The sequence below is a fragment of the Ensifer sp. ENS07 genome, from assembly GCF_014852185.1.
Classification (GTDB): domain Bacteria; phylum Pseudomonadota; class Alphaproteobacteria; order Rhizobiales; family Rhizobiaceae; genus Ensifer; species Ensifer adhaerens.
In genome coordinates this window covers 40,116-59,580 of record NZ_JACVBE010000022.1, presented here as the reverse complement: position 1 = coordinate 59,580, position 19,465 = coordinate 40,116, and the positions used below count along the sequence as shown (strand labels likewise).

Below are 19,465 nucleotides of genomic sequence, written 5' to 3'. Positions count from 1 at the left end.
CCTTCGATAAACTATTCATCGTTTCGCTCAGGCATCGCGTTGCTCCGGCCGGCGCGCCCGCGTGCCTTGTCGAGTTTCGCGTTGGCAAGGCCGAGCAGTGACCCGGCATAGGCACCAGGCGATCCGATCGCCTTCTCTTTGGCGGCAGACCCCATTGCCTTGCCGCCGGAGCCGAGAGCGGCTCCCATTCCGCGAAGCGCTGAGGCGGCGGTCGTTGAGCCGGCTGCGCGAGCGGACTGGGCGGCTGCGGCGCCGGCGCCGACCGCACCGGCTGCCAGTGACGCCGCACCGGCGGCGAAGGAGGCAGCTTGACCCCCATGACGAATGGTTTCCATTCCACCCGTCACAGAGGCGCCCTGCACGACGCCCTGCAGAATTGCGGGCACGTACATGGCGATGATGAAGACGACGACGGCTATGCCGGCAATCGCCAGAGCGGTTTGAAACTGGTCGCCCACTTCGGGATCATTCGCGAGCCCGATTAAAACCTCGGATCCTATGCGTGAGATCATTACCAGTCCCATCAGCTTCATGCCGACGGAGAAGGCGTAGACGAGATATTTGACTGCGAAGTCTTTTGTGAATGACGATCCGCCGAGACCCAGCATGATCATGCCGGCGAGAAGACCCAGGTACATCTCGACCATCACCGATACGAAGATCGCCGCCACGAGCGAGAACGCTATCACCGTCACGACCATTGCCACCGCCGCTGAGATAGCCAGTGCATTGTCCTCGAAAAGGCCAAACTGCACCTTCTCCGACATCTTGGTGGCAACGACCAAACCGGCGTTGAAGACATCTGCAGGTGAGGCGGTACCGTTCCCGGCTCCAATCTCGAACAAGCTATCGACAACAGACTTCGCAAACTCCGGGCCTTGCTCGAGCACGAATGCAAAGAGGCCGACGAACAGAATCCGGCGAACGAGCTCGGCGAACCAACTGTCGAGTGAGGCCGCTTGTAAGGCAAGCCAGACCGCCGCGACGCCAATCTCGATTGTCGCAAGAATCCAGAAGAGCGAGCTGGCCGCGTCCATCACCGTGGTTTCCCAACCCTTGGCTGCCGTTGTGATTTGGTTTTGCAGAGACGTGAGGACCGAGCCTTCCTGCGCAAGGGCCGGGTGTGTGGTGGCCAACGCTGCAGTGGCTGCGATGAGCGCGACCGCCCGAAATCTAGGATGGAGCGTTAATGACATGGGATCACCACTCAATTTTCATCTTCTCACCGCCCGAGGTCGGATATGCCCTTGAGCTGCCGTAGAACTTTGCACGTCTTTCTTGAGCCGCTTGTTTCTCCGACATGAGAATCCAGACGCCTGTGCTGATGATGGCGAGGGTGAAGGCCAATGAGACCAGGATGATTTTCGTTCTCACCATTCCACCTTCATCTTTTCACCACCTGTCGTGGACGGAGCGGTCGCTCCGAAGAATTCTTCGCGCCGCGCCTGTGCCAGATCCTTGTCGGTCTGTTCCGACTGAAGCCACGTGCCCATCATCGTCATCTGCTGCGAGACGAGACCGCGCAGTTTCTGCATCTGGCTTACCTGTTGTGCAGCGATCTGATGACCGACTTGCAGCGCCTTCATCTGTCCGTCCGCGGACTGTGACATCGACCGGATCTCGTCCATGGTGCCCTCCTCCGTATCGAATTGGTCGGCGGTGAGGCTTGCTGCCCTCAGAGTGCCGGCGATTGTGTCGCGGTTTGTCTCTGACCAGGCCCGGTAGGTCGACGAGAAACTCTCACCGCTAGGCAGGTTCTTCCTCAAGTCTGCGTAGCTCTTGAAGCGCTTCTGCAGAACGTCGTCCGCGTTACCCATCGAGAAGGCGATGCTTTGCCCATTCTCCACGATGCCGCGCAACTGGTTCAGGTCGCGCTCGACCTCGCCCCAGATATGATCAGGTAATCGCGCCGTGTTCTGGAGCATGTTGTCGTAAATCTTCAGCTGGTTCTGGATTTGCTCCGCCAGCTGGCTGATCTGGGTCAGTTGGTTGTCGACCTGCAGGCCACTGCTCTTGAGGAGATCGACGAGCTGAGCGTTGTTGGCAAGCTGCGTCCATTCTGTGGCAACGCCCGTTGCCGAGCCGGAGCGTGCCGGCAGCGGGGACAAGGATGCCATGGCAATGGCGGCTAATACCGGAACCACCCTATTCGATATTGAGCAGTGACGCAGCATCCTGAACTCCTCTCGTTTTCAGCCATTGTGTCGGCCAGTCCCGGCCATGTTCCGATCTGAGCTCGCGAATGCGCTTGAGGTCCTCCTTGCCGGACGCGCCAACGAAGCTGAGCGCAAAAGGACCCAGCGCCATATCGAAGAGCCGGCGGCCCTCGGGCGTCACCACGTAGTATTCGCGCTTTGGAGTGGCCATCGAAACAATCTCGATCTGCCGCTCGTTGAAGCCAATCCGCTCGTAGAACGCTCGAGTGCCGGGTTCCCGCGCAGCACCGTTTGGAAGGCAAATCTTGGTTAGACAGGATTCTTTCAACACGTCGATGATGCCAGAGCGCTCAGCATCCGAGATCGACTGGGTCGCGAGCACAACGGCGCAGTTTGCCTTCCGCAAAACCTTGAGCCACTCACGGATCTTGTCGCGGAAAACCGGGTGGCCAAGCATCAGCCAGGCTTCGTCGAGCAGTATCAAGCTTGGGGATCCGTCGAGACGCTTTTCGATCCTTCGAAACAGGTAGGTAAGCACTGGAACGAGGTTGCGCTCTCCCATGTTCATGAGCTGTTCGATCTCGAAGCATTGGAGCGATCTTAAACTGAGCCCGTCATGCTCCGCGTCGAGCAGCTGGCCCATCGGACCGTCAACCGTGTAATGATGCAGAGCATCCTTGATCTCACGAAGCTGAACGCCTGAGACAAAGTCAGACAGCGAACGTCCGGGCGCACTGGCCATGAGCCTGATTTGCCTGGCGATCGCGTTGCGAAGGTCCGGGGTGATCGTGACGCCTTGAAGCGCCACAAGCATCTCGATCCACTCGGTCGCCCAAGCGCGATCTTCGTCGGTGGAGAGCTCCGAAAGCGGGCAGAACGCCAGTGCCCTCCCCTTCTCGTCGCTGCCGATCTCATAATGGTCGCCGCCTGCGGCAAGCGTCAGCGGCAGAAGTGAGTTTCCTTTGTCGAAGGCAAAGATCTGGGCATGTTCATAGCGTCGGAACTGGGCAGCGATCAGCGCCAGCAAAGTCGACTTGCCGGAGCCAGTGGGGCCGAAAATCAAAGTATGACCGACGTCATCGACATGCAGGTTCAACCGAAAGGGTGTCGAACCGCTGGCGACCTGCATGAGAGGCGGCGAGTTCTGCGGATAAAACGGGCTCGGGGCTACCGGATCACCCGGCCAGACCGAGTTCAACGGGATGAGGTCAGCGAGATTGTTGGTGTTGATCAGAGGCTCACGGATGTTGCAGTACCAGTTGCCCGGCAGGCTTCCGAGGTAGGCGTCCGTCGCGTTTAGTGTTTCGATCCTGGCGCCGAAACCCTCGGCCTGAACCAGCCGGCGGACCGCCTCCGCTTTTTCTTGTAAGGCTTCTTTGTTGCCATCGAACAACACGACGACAGTCGTGTAGTAACCGTAGGCGACCAGTTGCGACGATGCCTGCGCGATGGCGTCCTCAGTCTCCGCCACCATGGTGAGAGCATCCTGATCGACTGATCGGCTCTGCGTCTGGAAGAGTTGATCGAAGAACGGCCGCACCTTCTGCTGCCATTTCTTCCTCGTCCGCTCGAGTTTCTGTCGAGCTTCCTCCGCATCGAGGAACACGAAACGCGACGACCAACGATAGGCCAGCGGCATCAGGTCAAGACTGTTCAGGATTCCCGGCCAGCTCTCAGCAGGAAAGCCATCAATCGCGACGACGCCGAGGAAGCGGCTTTCGACCATCGGTGTCAGCCCGTGCTGAAGCTCGGCCGTCGCGATCCAGTCCAAATACATCGGGACGTCTGGGAGGCGGATTGGATGGTTTTCGCCGGTAATGCAAAACCGGGCGAACTGAAGGAGTTCGTCATAGCGGGCTGTTCGTGCGCCGCCTCGATCGGCGATGGCGCGGGTTCGCATTCTGTGCATGGATAGGGTGTTTGCGAAGTATTGCTCGACCTCGCGGACAGCGTTCTTGAACGCGATGAGAACCGTGTCGGCGTAGGACTTCTTGCGGCTCTCTTCGTCGGAGTAGATATATTTGCTCAGCACCGCTTTCCTGGACTCGGGCGGCCGATACGTCAGCACCAGAGCGTGCTTGCTCTCGAAATGCCCGTTGTCGCGCGCGAAATGCATGCGGCGTTCCGCATCGATTGCCCGCGTAACTGGGTCCGGAAAATGGCAACGTTCTTGCGACGGGTAGTCGACGGTTGGAATCCGGATTGCTTCGACCTGGATCATCCAACCGCTGCCCAGCCGCGACAGGACGGCGTTGATCTGGCGAGAGAGCTCGTTCCTCTCCTGATCTGTCGCGCTTTCCAGGTCTGGCCCGGCAAAGTACCAGGCGGACATGAGGCTTCCGTCTTTCAAGAGAAGGACGCCGTTATCCACCATACCGGCATAGGGTACGAGGTCAGAAAACGAAGGGCCTTTGGCCCTGAATTGCTTGAGCGCGACCATGCTCGCCTCCTCAATACTTGCGCCACGGCGAGGCGGTTGGTCTGTAAGAGGGTCTATAGGAAATGTGGCGGAGGTAGACCTTCCGCATCAGCGGATCCGACTTGGCCATGATGCGTAGCGCGCCAACGACCATGATCCAGACAGCGATCCCGAAGAGCGCCGAATAGACCGTTAACACCACGAAGATAAGGATGACGGCGGCAAGGCCTGTAATCAGCACCAGTTCGCGATCTGCACCAAGCAGAAGGTTTGGTCGGGAGAGGGCCCGATGTATACGGTTGCGTTGAAGACCGGTTTCAGCCACGCGCCGCCTCCCAACTTCCATCCGAACACACCGATTCTGCCTGCGACTCCGACAGTGCGATGGTGGCTCCGGTGGCGCCGAAAAGGGCGACGATCTGTGTGGCACCGAGCAGGACCCCGGCGACCAGGACCACATACACCAGCCGTCGTGCGAAGTCGTTTAGCTCGCCACCAAAGATCAGCATGCCGCCGGCGATGGCGACTGCCGCGAGCGCGATATAGCCGGCGACTGGACCAGTGATTGACTCCTGAATCTGCTCAAGCGGCCCTTCCCATGGAAGTCCTCCGCCCGAGCCCGCGACCGCGGGGCCAGCAACAGCGATTGCAGATAGTGCAACAATGCTGAATGGAAGAAATCTGCGGTTAGGCTGCATTGCGTGCTTCCTCGGCGTAGGGCTCGATCTGGTACTGGCCGCCGGCAAATCGCTCGACGTGAAGGATTTCCAGGACGCGACGTCCCTTCGGTGTCCGCTCGATCGAGATGATCAGATCGAGAGCGTCCCCAATCACCGCCTGCATCGGTTGCTGGCTGACCTCGGCCGTAAGCTGCTCGAAACGCCGAAGTGCAGAGCGCGCCGTGTTCGAGTGTATCGTCGCAACACCACCTGGATGGCCGGTGTTCCAGGCCTTCAGCAGCGTTAGGGCTGCTCCGTCGCGGACTTCACCGACAATGATGCGGTCGGGCCGAAGTCGCATCGTGCTTTTGAGGAGACGGGACATGTCAATGGCATCGCTCGTGTGGAGGCAAACGGCATTTTCCGCTGCGCATTGGATTTCGGCCGTGTCTTCGAGAATGATGAGGCGATCCTCTGGTGCCTGGGCGACGATTTCGGCAACGATTGCGTTGGCAAGCGTCGTCTTGCCTGATCCCGTGCCGCCGGAGATGACGATATTCAGCTTTGCGGCCACCGCACTCCGAATGACTTCGACCTGTGTGGTCGTCATGACTTTGCTGGTGACAAACTCGTCTAGGGGGATGAGTCGTGAGGCACGGCGCCGGATCGTGAAGGATGGTCCCGACACAACCGGCGGAAGAAGACCCTCGAAGCGGTGGCCGCCAATTGGAAGCTCGCCCGTAACGATCGGGCGTTCGTCGTCCACCTCGCAGTTCAGTACATGAGCGACGGTGCCGATCACGGTTTCTGCCGCAGATCGGGACAACTCACCCGCCGTTGTGATGCCGTGGCCCAAGCGTTCTATGAACAGTTTCCCGTTGGGGTTCAGCATGATTTCGACCACGCTCGGATCATCGAGGGCCACGCAAAGATGATCGCCGAGAGCATTCTGCAGCTTGCTAATGAGGCGAGGAAGTGAGCGATTGAGGGGTGTCATCATGGCTCATGCAACTTTCTGCTGGAGAGATGCCATCGAGACGAGCGGCTGATCAGAAGTAAGCCAAAGGCCAGCAGCGGCAACTTCGGCGTCGAAGCTCCGCGTCCCGGTAGTTGCCACTGGGCCGGGGATGTCACGGCACGCAATCGGACTGGTTTCGCAACGAGTCATTGGGATGACAGGCATCAAGCAAATCTCCTGTTCGGGTCGTCGGGGAGATTTGCAGCGTCGCGCGGATCAATCTACTCGCAGAAGTGTTAGTCGCCCCCCGCCGGGAGGATTGGCCCGTCGGGGCAAAGCCTCGGCGGCAGCAGCATCTAACGCTTGGGTTGCGGCGAGTCGGAGAGTGTTTAATATTGTTTCAATCGACTGCCCATTGAACCGCGAAGCTAGAGCCTCCTCCGACCATGATGAAATCCAGCCTGGATCACCTTCCCGAAGCCAAGCGGCGCCAGCTCGCTCGGGCATTGGAGATCCTGCGCGAGGAGTTCGACGATGCGCTGGCCGAAGGCGCTGCGGAGTTCAAGAAGAAGGGGCGCATACTCAAGGTTATCCTGTTCGGCTCCTATGCCCGCGGCGATTGGGTGGATGAGGCGCACACTGGCAAAGGATATCGTTCCGACTACGACCTGTTGGTCATCGTCAACAATCGCAAGCTGACGGATTTTGTCACCTACTGGAACAGCGCCGCTGATCGCTTGCTGACCGACAAAATGCTGAAAGGCGACCAAGTGCCGTTTATCGTGCATTCGCGGCGGGAGGTGAATGAAGAGCTCAAAAAGGGAAACGACTTCTTCTGCGATATCCGTCAACAAGGGATTGTGCTCTATGAACTTGACAGTGAGCCGCTCGCTGAGCCGCGACCGCTAAGCCCGCAGCAGCAACTTGATGTCGCGCGCGAGCATTATCAGGGCCGGTTGCCGCACGCCCTTGGATTCCTCAAGGTTGCACGGTTTTGCATATCTGAGGGTGATGCCGCACTTGCAGCGTTTCAGCTCCATCAATCCATAGAACACGCCTATTCGACCGTGCTGCTTGTCCTGAAGAACTATGGTCCGCCGACGCACAATCTGCGTTCCCTGCGCGGCTTTGCGGAAGAACTTGACCGTAGTCTGGCGGATGCCTGGCCCCAAGACCGCCAGCGCTATGTTGCCTGGTTCAACACGATAAACGAAGCCTATGTGAAGGCGCGGTACTCGAAGCACTACCAGATAACCGACGAGGCGCTCGCTTTCCTTGTCGAGCGCACGCAAGTCCTCCACGCGTTGGTCAAGAAAGTCTGCGAAGACCATCTCAATGCGCTCGAAGCTCTGGCTACTAAACTCGAAAGCTAGGTGGGGAGGATATGTTGGGTGAGCCGTTTCCCGGCAAGACCGTCAGGCAAAACGTATCCGTCGCAAATTCGGTCCGGCAGAAGATCGGATAGAACCATACGCGTTGCTGTATTCGCCTCATGTCTCAAGGAGTCGAAGAAGCAAAAACGATCCGGCGCGTCTATCCAGAGCCGAGCGTGAGTATCCGATGAGCCCGTGGGGCGAAGTCGATGCGCTTGGCACGATTATGTTTGGTGACATCACCATTGTCGGCCTTCATTCGAGCGCAGGAGCGCAGGAGCGCAGGAGTGCAGGAGCGCTGAGAGCCTATATAGAGTGGCGGACCGGCGCGTCAGACTTCTCATCGTACCGTTTCCCGAGTTGAACCCGTTGGACTTCTTGTTTGACTATCGCCTCTGGAAAAATTGTAAGCTTGGTGCTACATATTCGGCCAAATTGTAGTGCGAAGGTAGCAAATGCCGACACCTCATAATCCTCCGGCCGCGGTGCGGCGCGCGCTGCGCAAACTGGGCGCAGACATACATGACGCACGTCGGCGCCGGCGGCTGCCGATGGCTGTGGTGGCCGAACGTGCCTTCACGTCGCGCTCGACACTTCAGAAGATCGAGGCAGGCGACACCAACGTCAGTATCGGCATTTATGCCGGCGTCCTGCACGCGCTTGGCCTCTTGGATGGGCTGAGCCAGATCGCCGACATCAGTAACGACAGTGTCGGTCAGTCGCTGGCCAGCGCCCAACTACCTAAGCACGCTCACCCGAGGCGATTGCCGGGATCATCGCGAGATGGCTGATTTCGAAGTTCACATCGACCTTCACGGCCGCACGCGTCCGACCGGGCTGGCGCGGAGCAATCGCGTCCGTGGCGCTGAGACTATCATGTTCGAGTATGACCGCGCCTGGCTGGAGGACCCCGACCGCTTCTCGCTGGAGCCGGCTTTGGCCCTCACTCGAGGAGCTTTCGCGCCGCCCGCCGGCCTCACGACCTTCGGCTCCATCGGCGATTCGGCACCTGACACCTGGGGCCGCCGCCTCATGCAACGCTCCGAACGACGCATTGCGGAGCGGGACGGCCGTGCTGTGCGCACGCTAGCTGAAAGTGACTATCTGCTTGGCGTCGCCGACGAGACCCGGTTGGGTGCACTACGCTTTCGCTGGGCCGGCGAAGAGCCGTTCCAGGCTCCGATCCGCGCCGGTGTCCCCGCCTTTATCGAGCTCGGTCGCCTGCTGCAGATCACCGAGCGGATCCTACGCGATGAGGAGACCGACGAAGACCTCCAACTTATCTTTGCACCTGGCTCGTCGCTTGGTGGGGCCCGGCCGAAGGCCTCCGTCATCGATCAACATGGCCACCTCTCGATTGCCAAGTTTCCCAAGGAGACCGACGAATATAGCATGGAGACATGGGAGGAGATTGCTCTGCGACTGGCTGATCAGGCCGGCATTGCGACGCCCCTCCACGAACTCATAGACGTGGCCGGTAAGAAGGTCATGTTGTCCCGTCGCTTCGACCGCGATGGTACCGTCCGAATTCCCTTCCTGTCGGCAATGGCGATGATGGGCGCCAGGGACGGTGAGCGCGGTAGCTACCCAGAGATCGTGGACGCGTTGGCTGAACACGGAGCGCAAGGAAGAACCGATGCCCACGCCCTTTATCGCCGCGTGGCCTTCAATGTGCTGATTTCCAACGTCGACGATCACCTGCGAAATCACGGCTTTCTCTGGCTCGGTAAGGTCGGGTGGTCGTTGTCCCCTGCCTATGACCTCAATCCGGTGCCGACCGACGTCAAGGCACGGGTGTTGACGACCAATATCGATCTCGATGAGGGTACCTGCTCGCTCGATCTGCTGGAAGAAACCGCCGGGTTCTTCGCGCTCACGCTCGCCCAAGCTCGCACTATCATCAAAGAAGTGGCGACCGCCACCGCGACTTGGCGGGAGACCGCAAAGGTGGTCGGTGCGCGGTCGGCCGAGATCAACCGCATGGCCAGCGCGTTCGAGCACGACGATCTGCAGCGCGCGCTAGCCCTGTGACGAGGACCTTCCTCCACAGCTTCGATCCGTCCTCCTGCTACATGGCTATCTGGGCGCGACGCATCGCCTCTCGGGGCAACCTCCTCGCCACGCTGCACGAGCGCTAGATTGCCCGCGTCGGCGGCGAGCTGAGACCATACCGCCGCCGCCAACGGAGAGACCTTGCTTGCAAGGTTATAGGGGCAGTCCTGTTATCGAGCGGCGAGTTCGAGCTGTTCGAAAAGAACCACAAGTTCGCTATGGTCTCGCATCCCATCATGGACCGCCCTTAGCTCCGAGGTTGGCGGTATTGTTCGAGGAGGATCGGCGTCGCCGACTGCGAACGTTCACCTGGCACTAAATCAATCGTTGACGGGTTGCCTGATAAACGGCGTTGGTGAGGTTGTACGCTCCAAGCTTCATTCGCGCCCGATCGAGGTGGAACTTCACGGTGCCTGGCCGCATGCCCACCAGTTCCGCTGTCATTGCCATCGATTTCCCGAGCGATGCCCAGGCGAGGCATTCGACTTCGCGCGCCGAAAGATTGACATCGGGCGCCTTGAGCGTGGTGGGCCGGCACGCAACGATGCGTGCATGGACGAAGGCGACCGCGGCGATCGCCTTGAATTCGTCGAGTGGCGATTTGGTATGCGGCCAGTCTCTCGCGGCGAAAGTCAGTGCCGCGAAGTTGCCGAAGGGGCAACGGATAGGGATGGATACCCCTCCCCCAATGCCGTGGCGGCCGGCGCCCTCCCAGAATAGTCTGACGTTGCGGTCGGCACCCGGCGTGGGTGCGTTTAGCCAGGCGAACGGGCGCATCAAGCGCTGGGCCTGGGCCATGACGGGGTCGATCTGCAAGTAGCCGCAGGCGGAATACTCGTCCTGCCACGCCTCGGGGAAGTTCGTGAACGCTGCACCGAATGGGAAGGTCATATCGACATAGGCAAACCAGTCGAATGCGCATCGCTTCGTGAACGCGCAAAGTGCCTCGCGAATGTCTTCTTCATTCATTGCAACATTGCTTGCGTCAATTAGTTGGTCCAGGGCCGAATTCATCTGGCATCATCTCCGGTTGCGATTGCCAAGCGTGCAATGCTCGCAAAAAGGGTGCAACGAAGCCTGGATGAAGAATTCACAATGGTTTTGTGAAGGTTTGTGAGTGCAATCAGTTCTGATTGAGCGCGTATCCTATCGATCGCACTGTCCTGATTGGGTCGCGTCGTAAAGACCTGCGCAATGTGCGCCGCAATCGCCCGACATGGACGTCTACGGTTCGTGGTTCGACGAACACAGTCGCTGGCCATGCTGCCTCGATCAGTTCGTCACGTGAACAGACCTGTCCCTGCTTGCTCAACAGAAGAACCAGAAGTTTGAACTCGAGAGGCGGAAGATAGATCTCCTCGTCAGCGCAAATGACACGATGCGACGCGAGATCGATCTGGATTTCAGCGAATCGTAGCGATTTCGGCCCTGGAGACCTTTGCTCCGGGTTCATTGTCTGTGTCGGCGAAAGGCGCAGCAAGTAGTCTACCAGCCGCCGCGGCGAGATTGGTCGATGGAACCGTTCGGCGCCCGCCTTGATCAGATCGAGATGGAGTTTGCGATCATCGCCCTCGACAAGGGCGATAAGAGGAACGGACAGAGCTGCAAGTTGGTCCATAGAAGCGCAGCACTGTTCAGATGGGTCGCCCGTGAGGCGGCAGTCGATGACGACAGCCAGGACCTCGCTATCGATCTGGCGATCAATCCCGTCACTCAGTTCCACCTGAAACCCTTCTGTGGCAAGAATGTATTCCAGCCAAAGGTAAAGTTCCGCATCGGTTGAATTGATGAGTATTCGAGGCACCATCCAGTCATCCTTTTGGCATCGTCATTTTGATGTCACAAAAAGATTGCGATAGGAAGGATTATTCTCGCCTTTCGATTGCAATACGGTCACGAATAGGCGATTATGCAATTCTTCTTCAGAATGAAATTCAATATTCCATAACACTTAAATTAAAGATGAGGTAACATAAGGCAGTAATTTGTATTTCGACTGTCTTGCATACGCCAAGGGCTCAGTGCGAATTTCGCACTACCTGTGATCAGGTCCAATAGGCCGGCGCAACGCAAGTCAATCCACGCCGGCTCAGTGGAGCCTGTTATGTCGACGCAAACGACCGCTTCTATGATTACTTCGCAAGCCGCTTTGCGAGCGAACGAGAATGAAAGGCATCTCAGAAACGCCGTCACCAAGGTATTTGGCGACGATGCACGTCTGGTCGCTGCCTGGAGCGCTTTGGAGGCCAAATTCGATGGTCGCGAAGAGGATTGCCGCCTTTGGGCCGCAGTCTTTCATCAGCTGGGCGCGCGTACCGTGTAATGGTCTAATTGTCTGGCGGCGCAACCAACTTGTACCCGGAGCCTCTGATCGTTTCGATGAAGGTCTCGCCGAGCGGCGCCAACGTCCGCCGCAGCCGGCAAACATGGACGTCGATGCAGCGGACAGTTAGTCCGGGCTGAGACCAGCCGGCGGCAAGCAGGTCTGTGCGCAGCCTTACCCGACCGTAGTGCCGATGCAGGTCGGCAAACAGACCGAATTCAATTGGCGAGAGCGGGATCGTCCGATCTTTCCAAGTGACCGTTCGCTCGAGACGATCAAGCCGGAGGCGAGAGGGTGGGTGTTGTCGCTCGCCGGGCGAACCGGCGACCCGTCGCAGAATATCGAGGAGGCGCGGGAGACCGAATGGTCTGGTCACGCATATCGTCACGCCCGCTGGCAGCAATCGGGCGACAAGTTCGCAAGAGGTGGATCGAATGAGAGCGATGGTGGCAGCCGGCTGTTTGTTGCTCGACACTATCGATCGGCATATTTCTAGCGTGTTTTCGCTGGTATCGAGGATGATGACCGCGGGATCGACGTGTTCATCAATCGCTATGTCGCCCGGCCTAATTGCTCGAGAAACCAGAAAGCCCTCAGCCTGGAGGACATACCCGAGCAGGCTGAAGAAATCCGGATCATCCGTAATCACAAGCACGCGCGCCATGTACCACCCTGACAGCCCCTAATTGGGCACGAATTCTCCGCCATTGACGTCAATCGTGGCGCCGTTGACGAAACCTGCCTCCGATGAGACCAGGAACGCGATTACGCTAGCAACGTCGTCCGGAGTTCCGAGCCGTCCGAGTGGAATGCGCTGACGCGCCTCCACATTGACCGGCAGCTCAGCGGGGCCCGTCATGTTGGTGACGATCCTTCCTGGTGCCACGAGGTTGACCGTTACTCCCTTCGGACTGAGGGAGCCGACAAGGCCTTTCATCAGTCCCGACAACCCGGCCTTGGAACTGACGTATCCCAATCCTGCGATCCTCGGGCGAGTTCGTGCTGCGATCGATCCGACCAGCACTATCCGGCCGAAGCCCTGAATGATCATCTTTTCTGCGACCGCCTGGCAGCAGAGCATTGCGCCCGTCAAATTCACTGCGAACACGCGGTTCCATTCATCGAGGGTGAGATCCGGAAGCGCTGTTGGGCCATTTTCGCCTTTCGGCGAAATCCCGGCGCAGCAAACGAGAATATCCGGGGATCTCCAGCTCTTTTCCACTTCAGCAAAAAAAGCTCTGATCGACGGCGGGTTCGTCAGATCGGCCTCCCCGCTGATCACCCACTCGTCGCTGGCGAGCGCTGTAAGCGCCTGCTTGGCGAGCACTGCCTGATCGTGTCGCTGTCCGAAGACAGCGACACGATAGCCATCCTTCAGCAGGCGCTGCGCCGTCGCGAGCCCGATGCCGGATGTGCCGCCCGTCACGACGGCCACTTTTTCGTGTTCGGCAATCATGCGCATTCGTCCATCTGCGCAAAAAGTGAAAGAGCCGGATGCGCACCGGGATCCGCTATCACCTCAATCAAGGTCGCGGTCTCGCTGCTCAAGGCACGCCCAAGCGCGCCGGCAAGATCCTCTGGCTTTTCGACCCGCTCGGATGCGCAGCCGCAAGCGCGCGCGATCAAGCTGTGGTCAACGCTGCTAAAGTCGATCGCCGTCGTATGTCTGCCGAACTTTGCGATCTCGGCATCCTTTTGGAAGCCAAGAATGCCGTTGTTCAGCACGACGATGACTATGGGGAGGTCACTTCTGACGATTGTTTCGAGTTCGGCCCAGCTGTGAGCAAAGCCGCCGTCTCCGACGATTGCGACGACCTTCTTGGCCGGTTGGGCGCACTTGGCGCCGATCGCCAACGGCACGCCCCATCCCAGTCCCGCCAAGCCCCGCGGTGTTATGAAACGAGCGCCAGCGCTTGCGCAGCGCAACTGGCCGACCACCCACATGGATGAGTAGCTGGCGTCAGCAGCGACGATCACGTTCTCATCCAACTGTGCCTGGAGCTCACGAAGCACGCGCTCCGGACGGATCGGCATCTTGTTCGAGGACGCAACATCTTGCCGATCGACCTCAAACCGGGCCCAGCATTGGGCGATCTGCTTTTCTATCCTGGTCCGCCCCGCCCTGCGCCTGGAAAGGTCTCGGTCCTTCAATGCGTTGGTGAGTGCCATAAGCGTCGCCCTGACGTCGCCAACCAGGCGGAGTGCCTCGTAATTGCGTCCGATCTCCAGCGGATCGACGTCGATATGGATGATCTTCGCGTTGGGAGGAAACTGGCGCCAACTGTCGGTCCCGTTCTGATTGGTACGCGAGCCGACCAAGAGGATCAGGTCTGCGCCGTCGACCAGCGGCAGAGTGTGTCTGCCGAGCGAGCGCGGTCCGACGAGCGAGCCAAGAACGCCGGCTGAGAGTGGATGATGCTCGTCGACTGATCCTTTCCCCATGTTCGTCGTAAACACCGGCAATCCAGCAGCTTCCTGGAGAGTTGCAAGTGCTTGCGACGCATCGCTTGCGTGGACCCCTCCCCCCGCGATGGCAATCGGTGCTTGCGCTTCGGCGATCAGCTTAGCTGCGAGCGCGATGACGTCATCGCAGGGGCGCCCGCGATCGAGCGGATAATGTCCGAGGTGGCTGCGCCTTATTGCCGGCCGCTCGGGTCCTTGTTCTCTAAGGAGGTCCGCCGGCAGCAAAAGCACTGCGGGTCCTGGTCTTCCGGAGGCGGATGCAACGAAGGCCTGGTCGAGGTAGTCTTCAATGCGGTCCGCCTCAGTGACGCGGCGCACCCACTTTGCGCAAGGTTGGTACAACTGGATATGGTCCAGTTCCTGGAAGGCGTTCTTGTCGGTTTGTCTGCGTTCGACGTCCTGGACAAGTGCAATGAGCGGGACGCTGGCTTTCAAGGCTTCGGCGAGGGGTGGAACCAGGAGCGTTGCTGCCGGCCCGTTTTGAGCGGCGACCACCGCAACCTTGCCGGAAACGCGCGCGTAGCCATCTGCCATTGCACCGCCCATGTTCTCCTGCCGGTAGGCGATCTGGCGTATGCCAATTGCTTCGGCTGCCAGGATGAGCGCGGATGGAAGGCTTTGTGCAAATATGTGCTCGACGCCATGACGCTGAAGCGCAAGCGCCATGCGTTCCGCGACGGTGACCATTTTCGTATTGATCGTCATTGTGCTTCTCGTCGTTTAGTAGGTCTGGGAAAGAAAATCATCGAAGACTTCGATGACATGTTCGATGTCAGCCGCCGTCATGGCGGTGGAGAGGCATGCCGAAGCGCCCATCGGGAGGGAGATGCCGTGGGAAATGCAATGGCGGGTCAATCGGCGCATCGTTTCCTCCTGCTCGGCCGACATGAAGGCTTCGCGGTAGGTGCGTGGAAGTTCTGAGCGTGGGTGGATCCGAAACAAGGACGCAGTGCCGGTCACGCAGAATGGCGCGCCGCTTCTTGCGATGGCCGTTCGAAGCCCGAGGCGGACTTGATCGCCAAAATGCTCGAGACGGCTGAATGCATCTTCATTCATGGCCTGCATAGTTGCTAGGCCGGCGACCATGGAGACTGGATTTGCAGAGAAGGTGCCGCCTTGCGGAACCGCCGGCCGGCCATGCTCCGCGCTAAAAACGCGCATCACCTCGCTGGAGCCCCCGATCGCACCGATGGGGAACCCCCCACCAATGATTTTGCCCGCGGTGATGAGGTCCGGGGTAAGGCCGTGCCGCTCGGATGCGCCTTGGTATCCCTGCCTGAGGTTGAGAACTTCGTCGGACACGATCAAAATGGAATGACGGCGCGCCAGTTCCATGATCGCCTGGATGAACTCTGGCTCAGGTTCGATCAAGCCGGCCCTGCTCGGCATGACGTCGATCAAAATGCAGGCGGTTCGGCCGCCGACGGAACCGATCGCGTGTTCAAGGGCGTCAACGTCGTTGAATGGCAGGACCGTCACGTCGTCTGCGACGCTGGCCGGGGCGCCGCGGTAACCCGGAACGCTGCTCGGTCGCTGGACTGGTCCCCAATTTGCCGGGCTGTTTGACTGCCCGACTTCAGCCCAGTCGCCGGCGCCGTGATAGGCGCCCTCGAAGCGAACCACATTTGTCTTGCCCGTGAATGCGCGCGCCGCTTTGATTGCGAACATGACGGCTTCCGTGCCGCTGTTTACGAAGCGAATATTTTCGATCGCCGGAATGCGCTCGACGAGCAAGGCGGCGAGTGCAATTTCATGTTCGGTTGGGTTAGCGAAGCAGGTTCCGTCCCTTATCGTTCGAGATACTGCTTCGACGACCGGCGGGAACGCGTGGCCGTGTATCAGGGTAGTGAAGTTGTTGTTGAGGTCGAGAAATTTGCTGCCGTCGAGATCGACGAGGTGGGCCCCCTCCCCCCGCGTCACGTAGATCGGGCCACCATCGCGCTCAACCGTAGCTCTTGAGGTGCCATCCGGAAAGTATCGGCGCGCCTCCCTGAATGCGGCGTTGGACCGGGCTCTGGATTGAGCCCGAGCGGCCACTATGCTGTCCATCATCAAACTTCCCTTTGCAACGAGCAGTGGTTCATGTTTTCGTCGCAATTATGTTGCAACAAAAATGACGCTCTGGGAAGTCACGCAACAAAAAACTTTTCTTAGGTCGTCGACTGTCGCCGAATTCTGTCCGCATCGACCCGGCGGAGGCGCCGGTATCCGTCCCGGATGTCGCTCTCGATTGCCGCCCGCACGCCCTCGGAATCGCCAATTACAAGGCTTTCGATTGCGGCCAGGTGGTTGTGCACACCAAATCTGTTTTCTGCGAACTCCGGGTACAGGTCATGGAACGCCGCCCCTGTGCGCAGCCAAAGTGTTTCGATTGTTGCGACGAGGTTGGGCATGCCGCTGAGCTGGTAAAGCGCGAAGTGGAACTCGCGGTTGGCGGCCAGGACGCCGACATATTCGCGTTTGTCGAGGCGCTGGTTGATCGTCTGTTGCAGTGTCTGCAGCTGGGTGATCGTCTCTTGTGTGGCGTTGGATGCCCCCTTGAACGCAGCAAGGCCTTCCAGGGCCAATCGCATCGCGGTCACCTCGTCGAGCGCTTCTCGCGTCAGGCTTGGAACGATCACCGTCTTCGGGCCTGAAAACACAAGCGCGCCTTCCTGTGTCAGCCGGTTGATGGCCTCGCGAGCAGGTGTCGAACTCACTCCGAGTTCGTCGGCGACGCCCCGCACGGTCAATTTGGTGCCTGGCGCAAATGCCCCTCGGATCAAGCGTTCCTTCAGATCGTCGTATGCGACATCGCGTAGTCGCGTCGGATTCTTTCCATCTGTGGTTTCGATTCCATCCGCTGCGTCGTTCAATCTACGTCTCCCGGTTGACTTGTTCGCAATTATGTTGCAACAAAAGTGAAATGTGTCGTTTACGCGAACTTTATGTGACCTCGCAGAGCTACCACTATTCGCTCCACGGGTAACGCAATCATGACTTGCATGTTTATTCGCAGCTTTGCAGCCTGCGGTAATTGATTGATCAATGGGAGGTTTATTTGATCGGAGAGAGAGTCACCCTACGCGGTCTTCGAAAGAGCTATGCGGGCGCCTTGGCGGTGGAGCGACTGTCGCTCGACATAGCCGCAGGGGAGTTCTTGTCCATCCTCGGCCCCTCCGGCTCGGGAAAGACCACCCTCCTTACCATGATCGCAGGGTTCGAGTACCCGGACGAAGGAATGATCTCAGTCGGAGACAGGGACATCACACGAGTTGTGCCGAACCGGCGCGGGATCGGAATGGTGTTTCAGAAGTATGCGCTGTTCCCGCATCTGACCGTGGCTGAAAACATTGCTTTTCCCTTGAAGATGCGGCGCCAGCCGCGTGGTGACATCAAGGCGAATGTGGCAGCCGCTCTCGGCCTGGTTCAGCTTTCGGATTTTGCCGGGCGATATCCGCATGAACTGTCAGGAGGGCAGCAACAGCGCGTGGCCGTGGCGCGCGCATTGGTGTTCCGCCCACCCGTGCTTCTCATGGACGAGCCGCTGGGAGCATTGGACAAGAAGCTTCGGGAAAGCATGCAATTCGAGATCAAGGCATTGCAGCAGAACCTGGGCGTAACCGTGGTTTATGTGACCCATGATCAGGAAGAAGCCCTGACAATGTCTGATCGGGTTGCGGTTATGGCCGGCGGCAACCTTGTTCAGGTCGGCTCGCCGCAAGATCTCTATGATAGGCCGCGCGACAGTTTTGTAGCTGACTTCATAGGCAAGATGAACTTCGTTGCAGGCCATGTTGTCGGGGTCGAGGCTGACGAGACGATAGTCCGAACCGCGCCAGGAGGTCTCTTCCGCGTCAAAGGTCGGACGGCAGGGGCCAGACAAGCTCAATCCGTCCAACTGGCGTTCCGTCCGGAACGCGCCCGATTGATGGCGAAGGAAGAGGGCCGGCCCGATGCAATCGGCGGAACGGTGGCCGCGAGCGTATTTGTTGGAACTCACCACATGTATGTGATCGATATCGCCGCCGGAGATGCCCGCCAGCTGCACGTCCAGGCCGAGACAAGTGCAACGATGCGCTTTTCGACCGGCGACAAAGTCGATGTCATACCCGACCTCTCTCGTCTCGCGGCGTTTCCTCAGGCGGAGGCTCGTTAGATGGAGCAAGTTTCTCTGGAAATACCTGGAGGTTCGATTGCTCGCGGCGGATCGGCAAAGATCCTGTCGCGGAGCGCGACAATCCTGTTGCTGATGCCGCTGGCCCTGCTTTTGGCAATCGGGTTCGTCTACCCCCTTCTGCAACTGGTCAAGATCAGCCTCTTCACGCCCGAATTTGGAATAGAAAGCTATCGGCGCATCCTCAACGAGCCTTTGTATCTGCTGGTCCTGCTGCGGACTTTTATGGTGGCGTTTTGTGTCATGGTTTTATGTCTCGTCGGTGGCTACCCGGTTGCATTCGCCATGTCGCGTCTGAAAGGCAGATCCGCGGCGCTCGTTGCTGCATGTGTGCTGATCCCCTTGTGGACATCCGTTCTGATCCGCTCCTACGCGTGGATCGTCCTGCTGCAGCGCAACGGGATCATCAATTCCGCTCTGCTCGACGCAGGCCTCGTCAGCGAGCCGCTGAAGCTCATCTATACGGAGACCGCCGTGATCGTGGCGATGGCGCATGTGCTCATGCCGTTCATGATCCTGCCGTTGTTTTCCACCTTGCGCTCCATCCCGAAAGACCTGTCGCATGCAGCTCTCAACCTTGGTGCCGGACCGCTCGTAACATTCTTGCGCGTGACCTTGCCATTGAGCACGCCAGGTGTCTTTGCCGGCTGCGTCATGACCTTCATTCTCGCGATCGGCTTCTACATCACGCCCACCTTGGTTGGTGGGCCAGGTTCGATGATGATCGCAACCCTGATTGGCCAACAGACCACCGTTGTCTTGGATTGGTCGTTCGCAGCAGCACTGTCGACCGTGCTTCTGGTGATCACCCTCATCCTTGTCGTGGCCTTTCGAAAAACCATCTCGCTGAACAAGGGGTTCAACGGTGTCAACTGATCAAACCACTTCTCAAACTCCATTGCAGTT

General features: G+C 58.9%; 20 protein-coding genes. 6 read left to right on the top strand and 14 right to left on the bottom strand.

Translation table 11 applies throughout. From position 1 onward, the window contains the following. Positions 1 to 11 precede the first annotated feature (11 nt). From trbL to trbB, 7 genes are read right to left on the bottom strand one after another with little or no spacing between them, the layout of a single operon-like run. The gene (gene trbL / locus IB277_RS36140; protein ID WP_192373145.1) at positions 12 to 1,196 is read right to left on the bottom strand and encodes a P-type conjugative transfer protein TrbL; all 1,185 of its coding nucleotides are present in this window, start codon (positions 1,194 to 1,196) and stop codon (positions 12 to 14) included. Positions 1,197 to 1,200: 4 nt separating this feature from the next. Then, positions 1,201 to 1,377 carry an entry exclusion protein TrbK gene (gene trbK, locus IB277_RS36135; RefSeq protein ID WP_192373119.1) on the bottom strand — a complete coding sequence of 59 codons (177 nt, stop codon included), beginning with the start codon at positions 1,375 to 1,377 and terminating at the stop codon, positions 1,201 to 1,203. Beyond that, the gene (gene trbJ / locus IB277_RS36130; protein ID WP_192373117.1) at positions 1,371 to 2,174 is read right to left on the bottom strand and encodes a P-type conjugative transfer protein TrbJ; all 804 of its coding nucleotides are present in this window, start codon (positions 2,172 to 2,174) and stop codon (positions 1,371 to 1,373) included. Before trbJ ends, trbK begins: the two co-directional genes overlap by 7 nt. Beyond that, complete coding sequence (locus IB277_RS36125; RefSeq protein WP_192373115.1) at positions 2,146 to 4,596, bottom strand: conjugal transfer protein TrbE; 2,451 nt, start codon at positions 4,594 to 4,596, stop codon at positions 2,146 to 2,148. The genes trbJ and IB277_RS36125 overlap by 29 nt, the downstream gene beginning before the upstream one ends. A 10-nt stretch (positions 4,597 to 4,606) precedes the next feature. After that, positions 4,607 to 4,921, bottom strand: a complete 315-nt coding sequence (locus IB277_RS36120; RefSeq protein WP_089045407.1) for a conjugal transfer protein TrbD — start codon at positions 4,919 to 4,921, stop codon at positions 4,607 to 4,609. Continuing rightward, entirely contained in the window at positions 4,893 to 5,273 is a 381-nt protein-coding gene (locus IB277_RS36115; RefSeq protein WP_192373113.1) for a TrbC/VirB2 family protein, read from the bottom strand. Before IB277_RS36115 ends, IB277_RS36120 begins: the two co-directional genes overlap by 29 nt. Beyond that, entirely contained in the window at positions 5,263 to 6,231 is a 969-nt protein-coding gene (trbB, locus tag IB277_RS36110) for a P-type conjugative transfer ATPase TrbB (RefSeq protein ID WP_192373143.1), read from the bottom strand. Before trbB ends, IB277_RS36115 begins: the two co-directional genes overlap by 11 nt. A gap of 407 nt (positions 6,232 to 6,638) precedes the next feature. Between trbB and IB277_RS36105 the strand changes: the two genes are divergently transcribed. From IB277_RS36105 to IB277_RS36095, 3 genes are all read left to right on the top strand, one after another. After that, on the top strand, positions 6,639 to 7,565 hold the full coding sequence (locus IB277_RS36105) for a nucleotidyltransferase and HEPN domain-containing protein (RefSeq protein WP_246812903.1): 927 nt from the start codon (positions 6,639 to 6,641) through the stop codon (positions 7,563 to 7,565). A gap of 455 nt (positions 7,566 to 8,020) precedes the next feature. Beyond that, a complete protein-coding gene (locus IB277_RS36100; RefSeq protein ID WP_029742477.1) occupies positions 8,021 to 8,356 on the top strand; it encodes a helix-turn-helix domain-containing protein in 336 nt (111 codons plus the stop codon). Next, entirely contained in the window at positions 8,349 to 9,596 is a 1,248-nt protein-coding gene (locus IB277_RS36095; RefSeq protein ID WP_192373111.1) for a type II toxin-antitoxin system HipA family toxin, read from the top strand. The genes IB277_RS36100 and IB277_RS36095 overlap by 8 nt, the downstream gene beginning before the upstream one ends. A 336-nt stretch (positions 9,597 to 9,932) precedes the next feature. Here IB277_RS36095 and IB277_RS36090 read toward each other — a convergent pair whose 3' ends face one another. Together IB277_RS36090 and IB277_RS36085 are read right to left on the bottom strand one after the other, a co-directional pair. Further along, on the bottom strand, positions 9,933 to 10,631 hold the full coding sequence (locus tag IB277_RS36090; protein ID WP_192373110.1) for a LuxR family transcriptional regulator: 699 nt from the start codon (positions 10,629 to 10,631) through the stop codon (positions 9,933 to 9,935). Positions 10,632 to 10,740: 109 nt separating this feature from the next. Beyond that, positions 10,741 to 11,424, bottom strand: coding sequence for a response regulator transcription factor (locus IB277_RS36085; RefSeq protein WP_029742480.1), 684 nt, complete (start codon positions 11,422 to 11,424; stop codon positions 10,741 to 10,743). Positions 11,425 to 11,721: 297 nt separating this feature from the next. On the opposite strand from IB277_RS36085, the gene IB277_RS36080 reads away from it, so the two are divergent. Further along, positions 11,722 to 11,940: a hypothetical protein gene (locus tag IB277_RS36080; protein WP_029742481.1), complete on the top strand. Its 219-nt coding sequence runs from the start codon at positions 11,722 to 11,724 to the stop codon at positions 11,938 to 11,940. Between the two features lie 4 nt (positions 11,941 to 11,944). Here the strand turns inward: IB277_RS36080 and IB277_RS36075 are convergent, their stop codons facing one another. From IB277_RS36075 to IB277_RS36055, 5 genes are all read right to left on the bottom strand, one after another. Beyond that, entirely contained in the window at positions 11,945 to 12,604 is a 660-nt protein-coding gene (locus IB277_RS36075) for a response regulator transcription factor (RefSeq protein WP_192373108.1), read from the bottom strand. A gap of 18 nt (positions 12,605 to 12,622) precedes the next feature. After that, positions 12,623 to 13,396 carry an SDR family NAD(P)-dependent oxidoreductase gene (locus IB277_RS36070; RefSeq protein WP_192373106.1) on the bottom strand — a complete coding sequence of 258 codons (774 nt, stop codon included), beginning with the start codon at positions 13,394 to 13,396 and terminating at the stop codon, positions 12,623 to 12,625. Next, positions 13,393 to 15,108, bottom strand: coding sequence for an acetolactate synthase catalytic subunit (locus IB277_RS36065; RefSeq protein WP_192373104.1), 1,716 nt, complete (start codon positions 15,106 to 15,108; stop codon positions 13,393 to 13,395). The genes IB277_RS36070 and IB277_RS36065 overlap by 4 nt, the downstream gene beginning before the upstream one ends. Positions 15,109 to 15,123: 15 nt before the next feature. After that, on the bottom strand, positions 15,124 to 16,455 hold the full coding sequence (locus tag IB277_RS36060; RefSeq protein WP_192373102.1) for an aspartate aminotransferase family protein: 1,332 nt from the start codon (positions 16,453 to 16,455) through the stop codon (positions 15,124 to 15,126). Positions 16,456 to 16,553: 98 nt separating this feature from the next. Beyond that, on the bottom strand, positions 16,554 to 17,258 hold the full coding sequence (locus IB277_RS36055) for a GntR family transcriptional regulator (RefSeq protein WP_192373100.1): 705 nt from the start codon (positions 17,256 to 17,258) through the stop codon (positions 16,554 to 16,556). A 185-nt stretch (positions 17,259 to 17,443) separates the two neighbouring features. Between IB277_RS36055 and IB277_RS36050 the strand changes: the two genes are divergently transcribed. Then, complete coding sequence (locus IB277_RS36050; protein ID WP_192373098.1) at positions 17,444 to 18,541, top strand: ABC transporter ATP-binding protein; 1,098 nt, start codon at positions 17,444 to 17,446, stop codon at positions 18,539 to 18,541. After that, a complete protein-coding gene (locus tag IB277_RS36045) occupies positions 18,542 to 19,435 on the top strand; it encodes an ABC transporter permease (RefSeq protein ID WP_192373096.1) in 894 nt (297 codons plus the stop codon). The last annotated feature ends 30 nt before the right edge of the window (positions 19,436 to 19,465 follow it).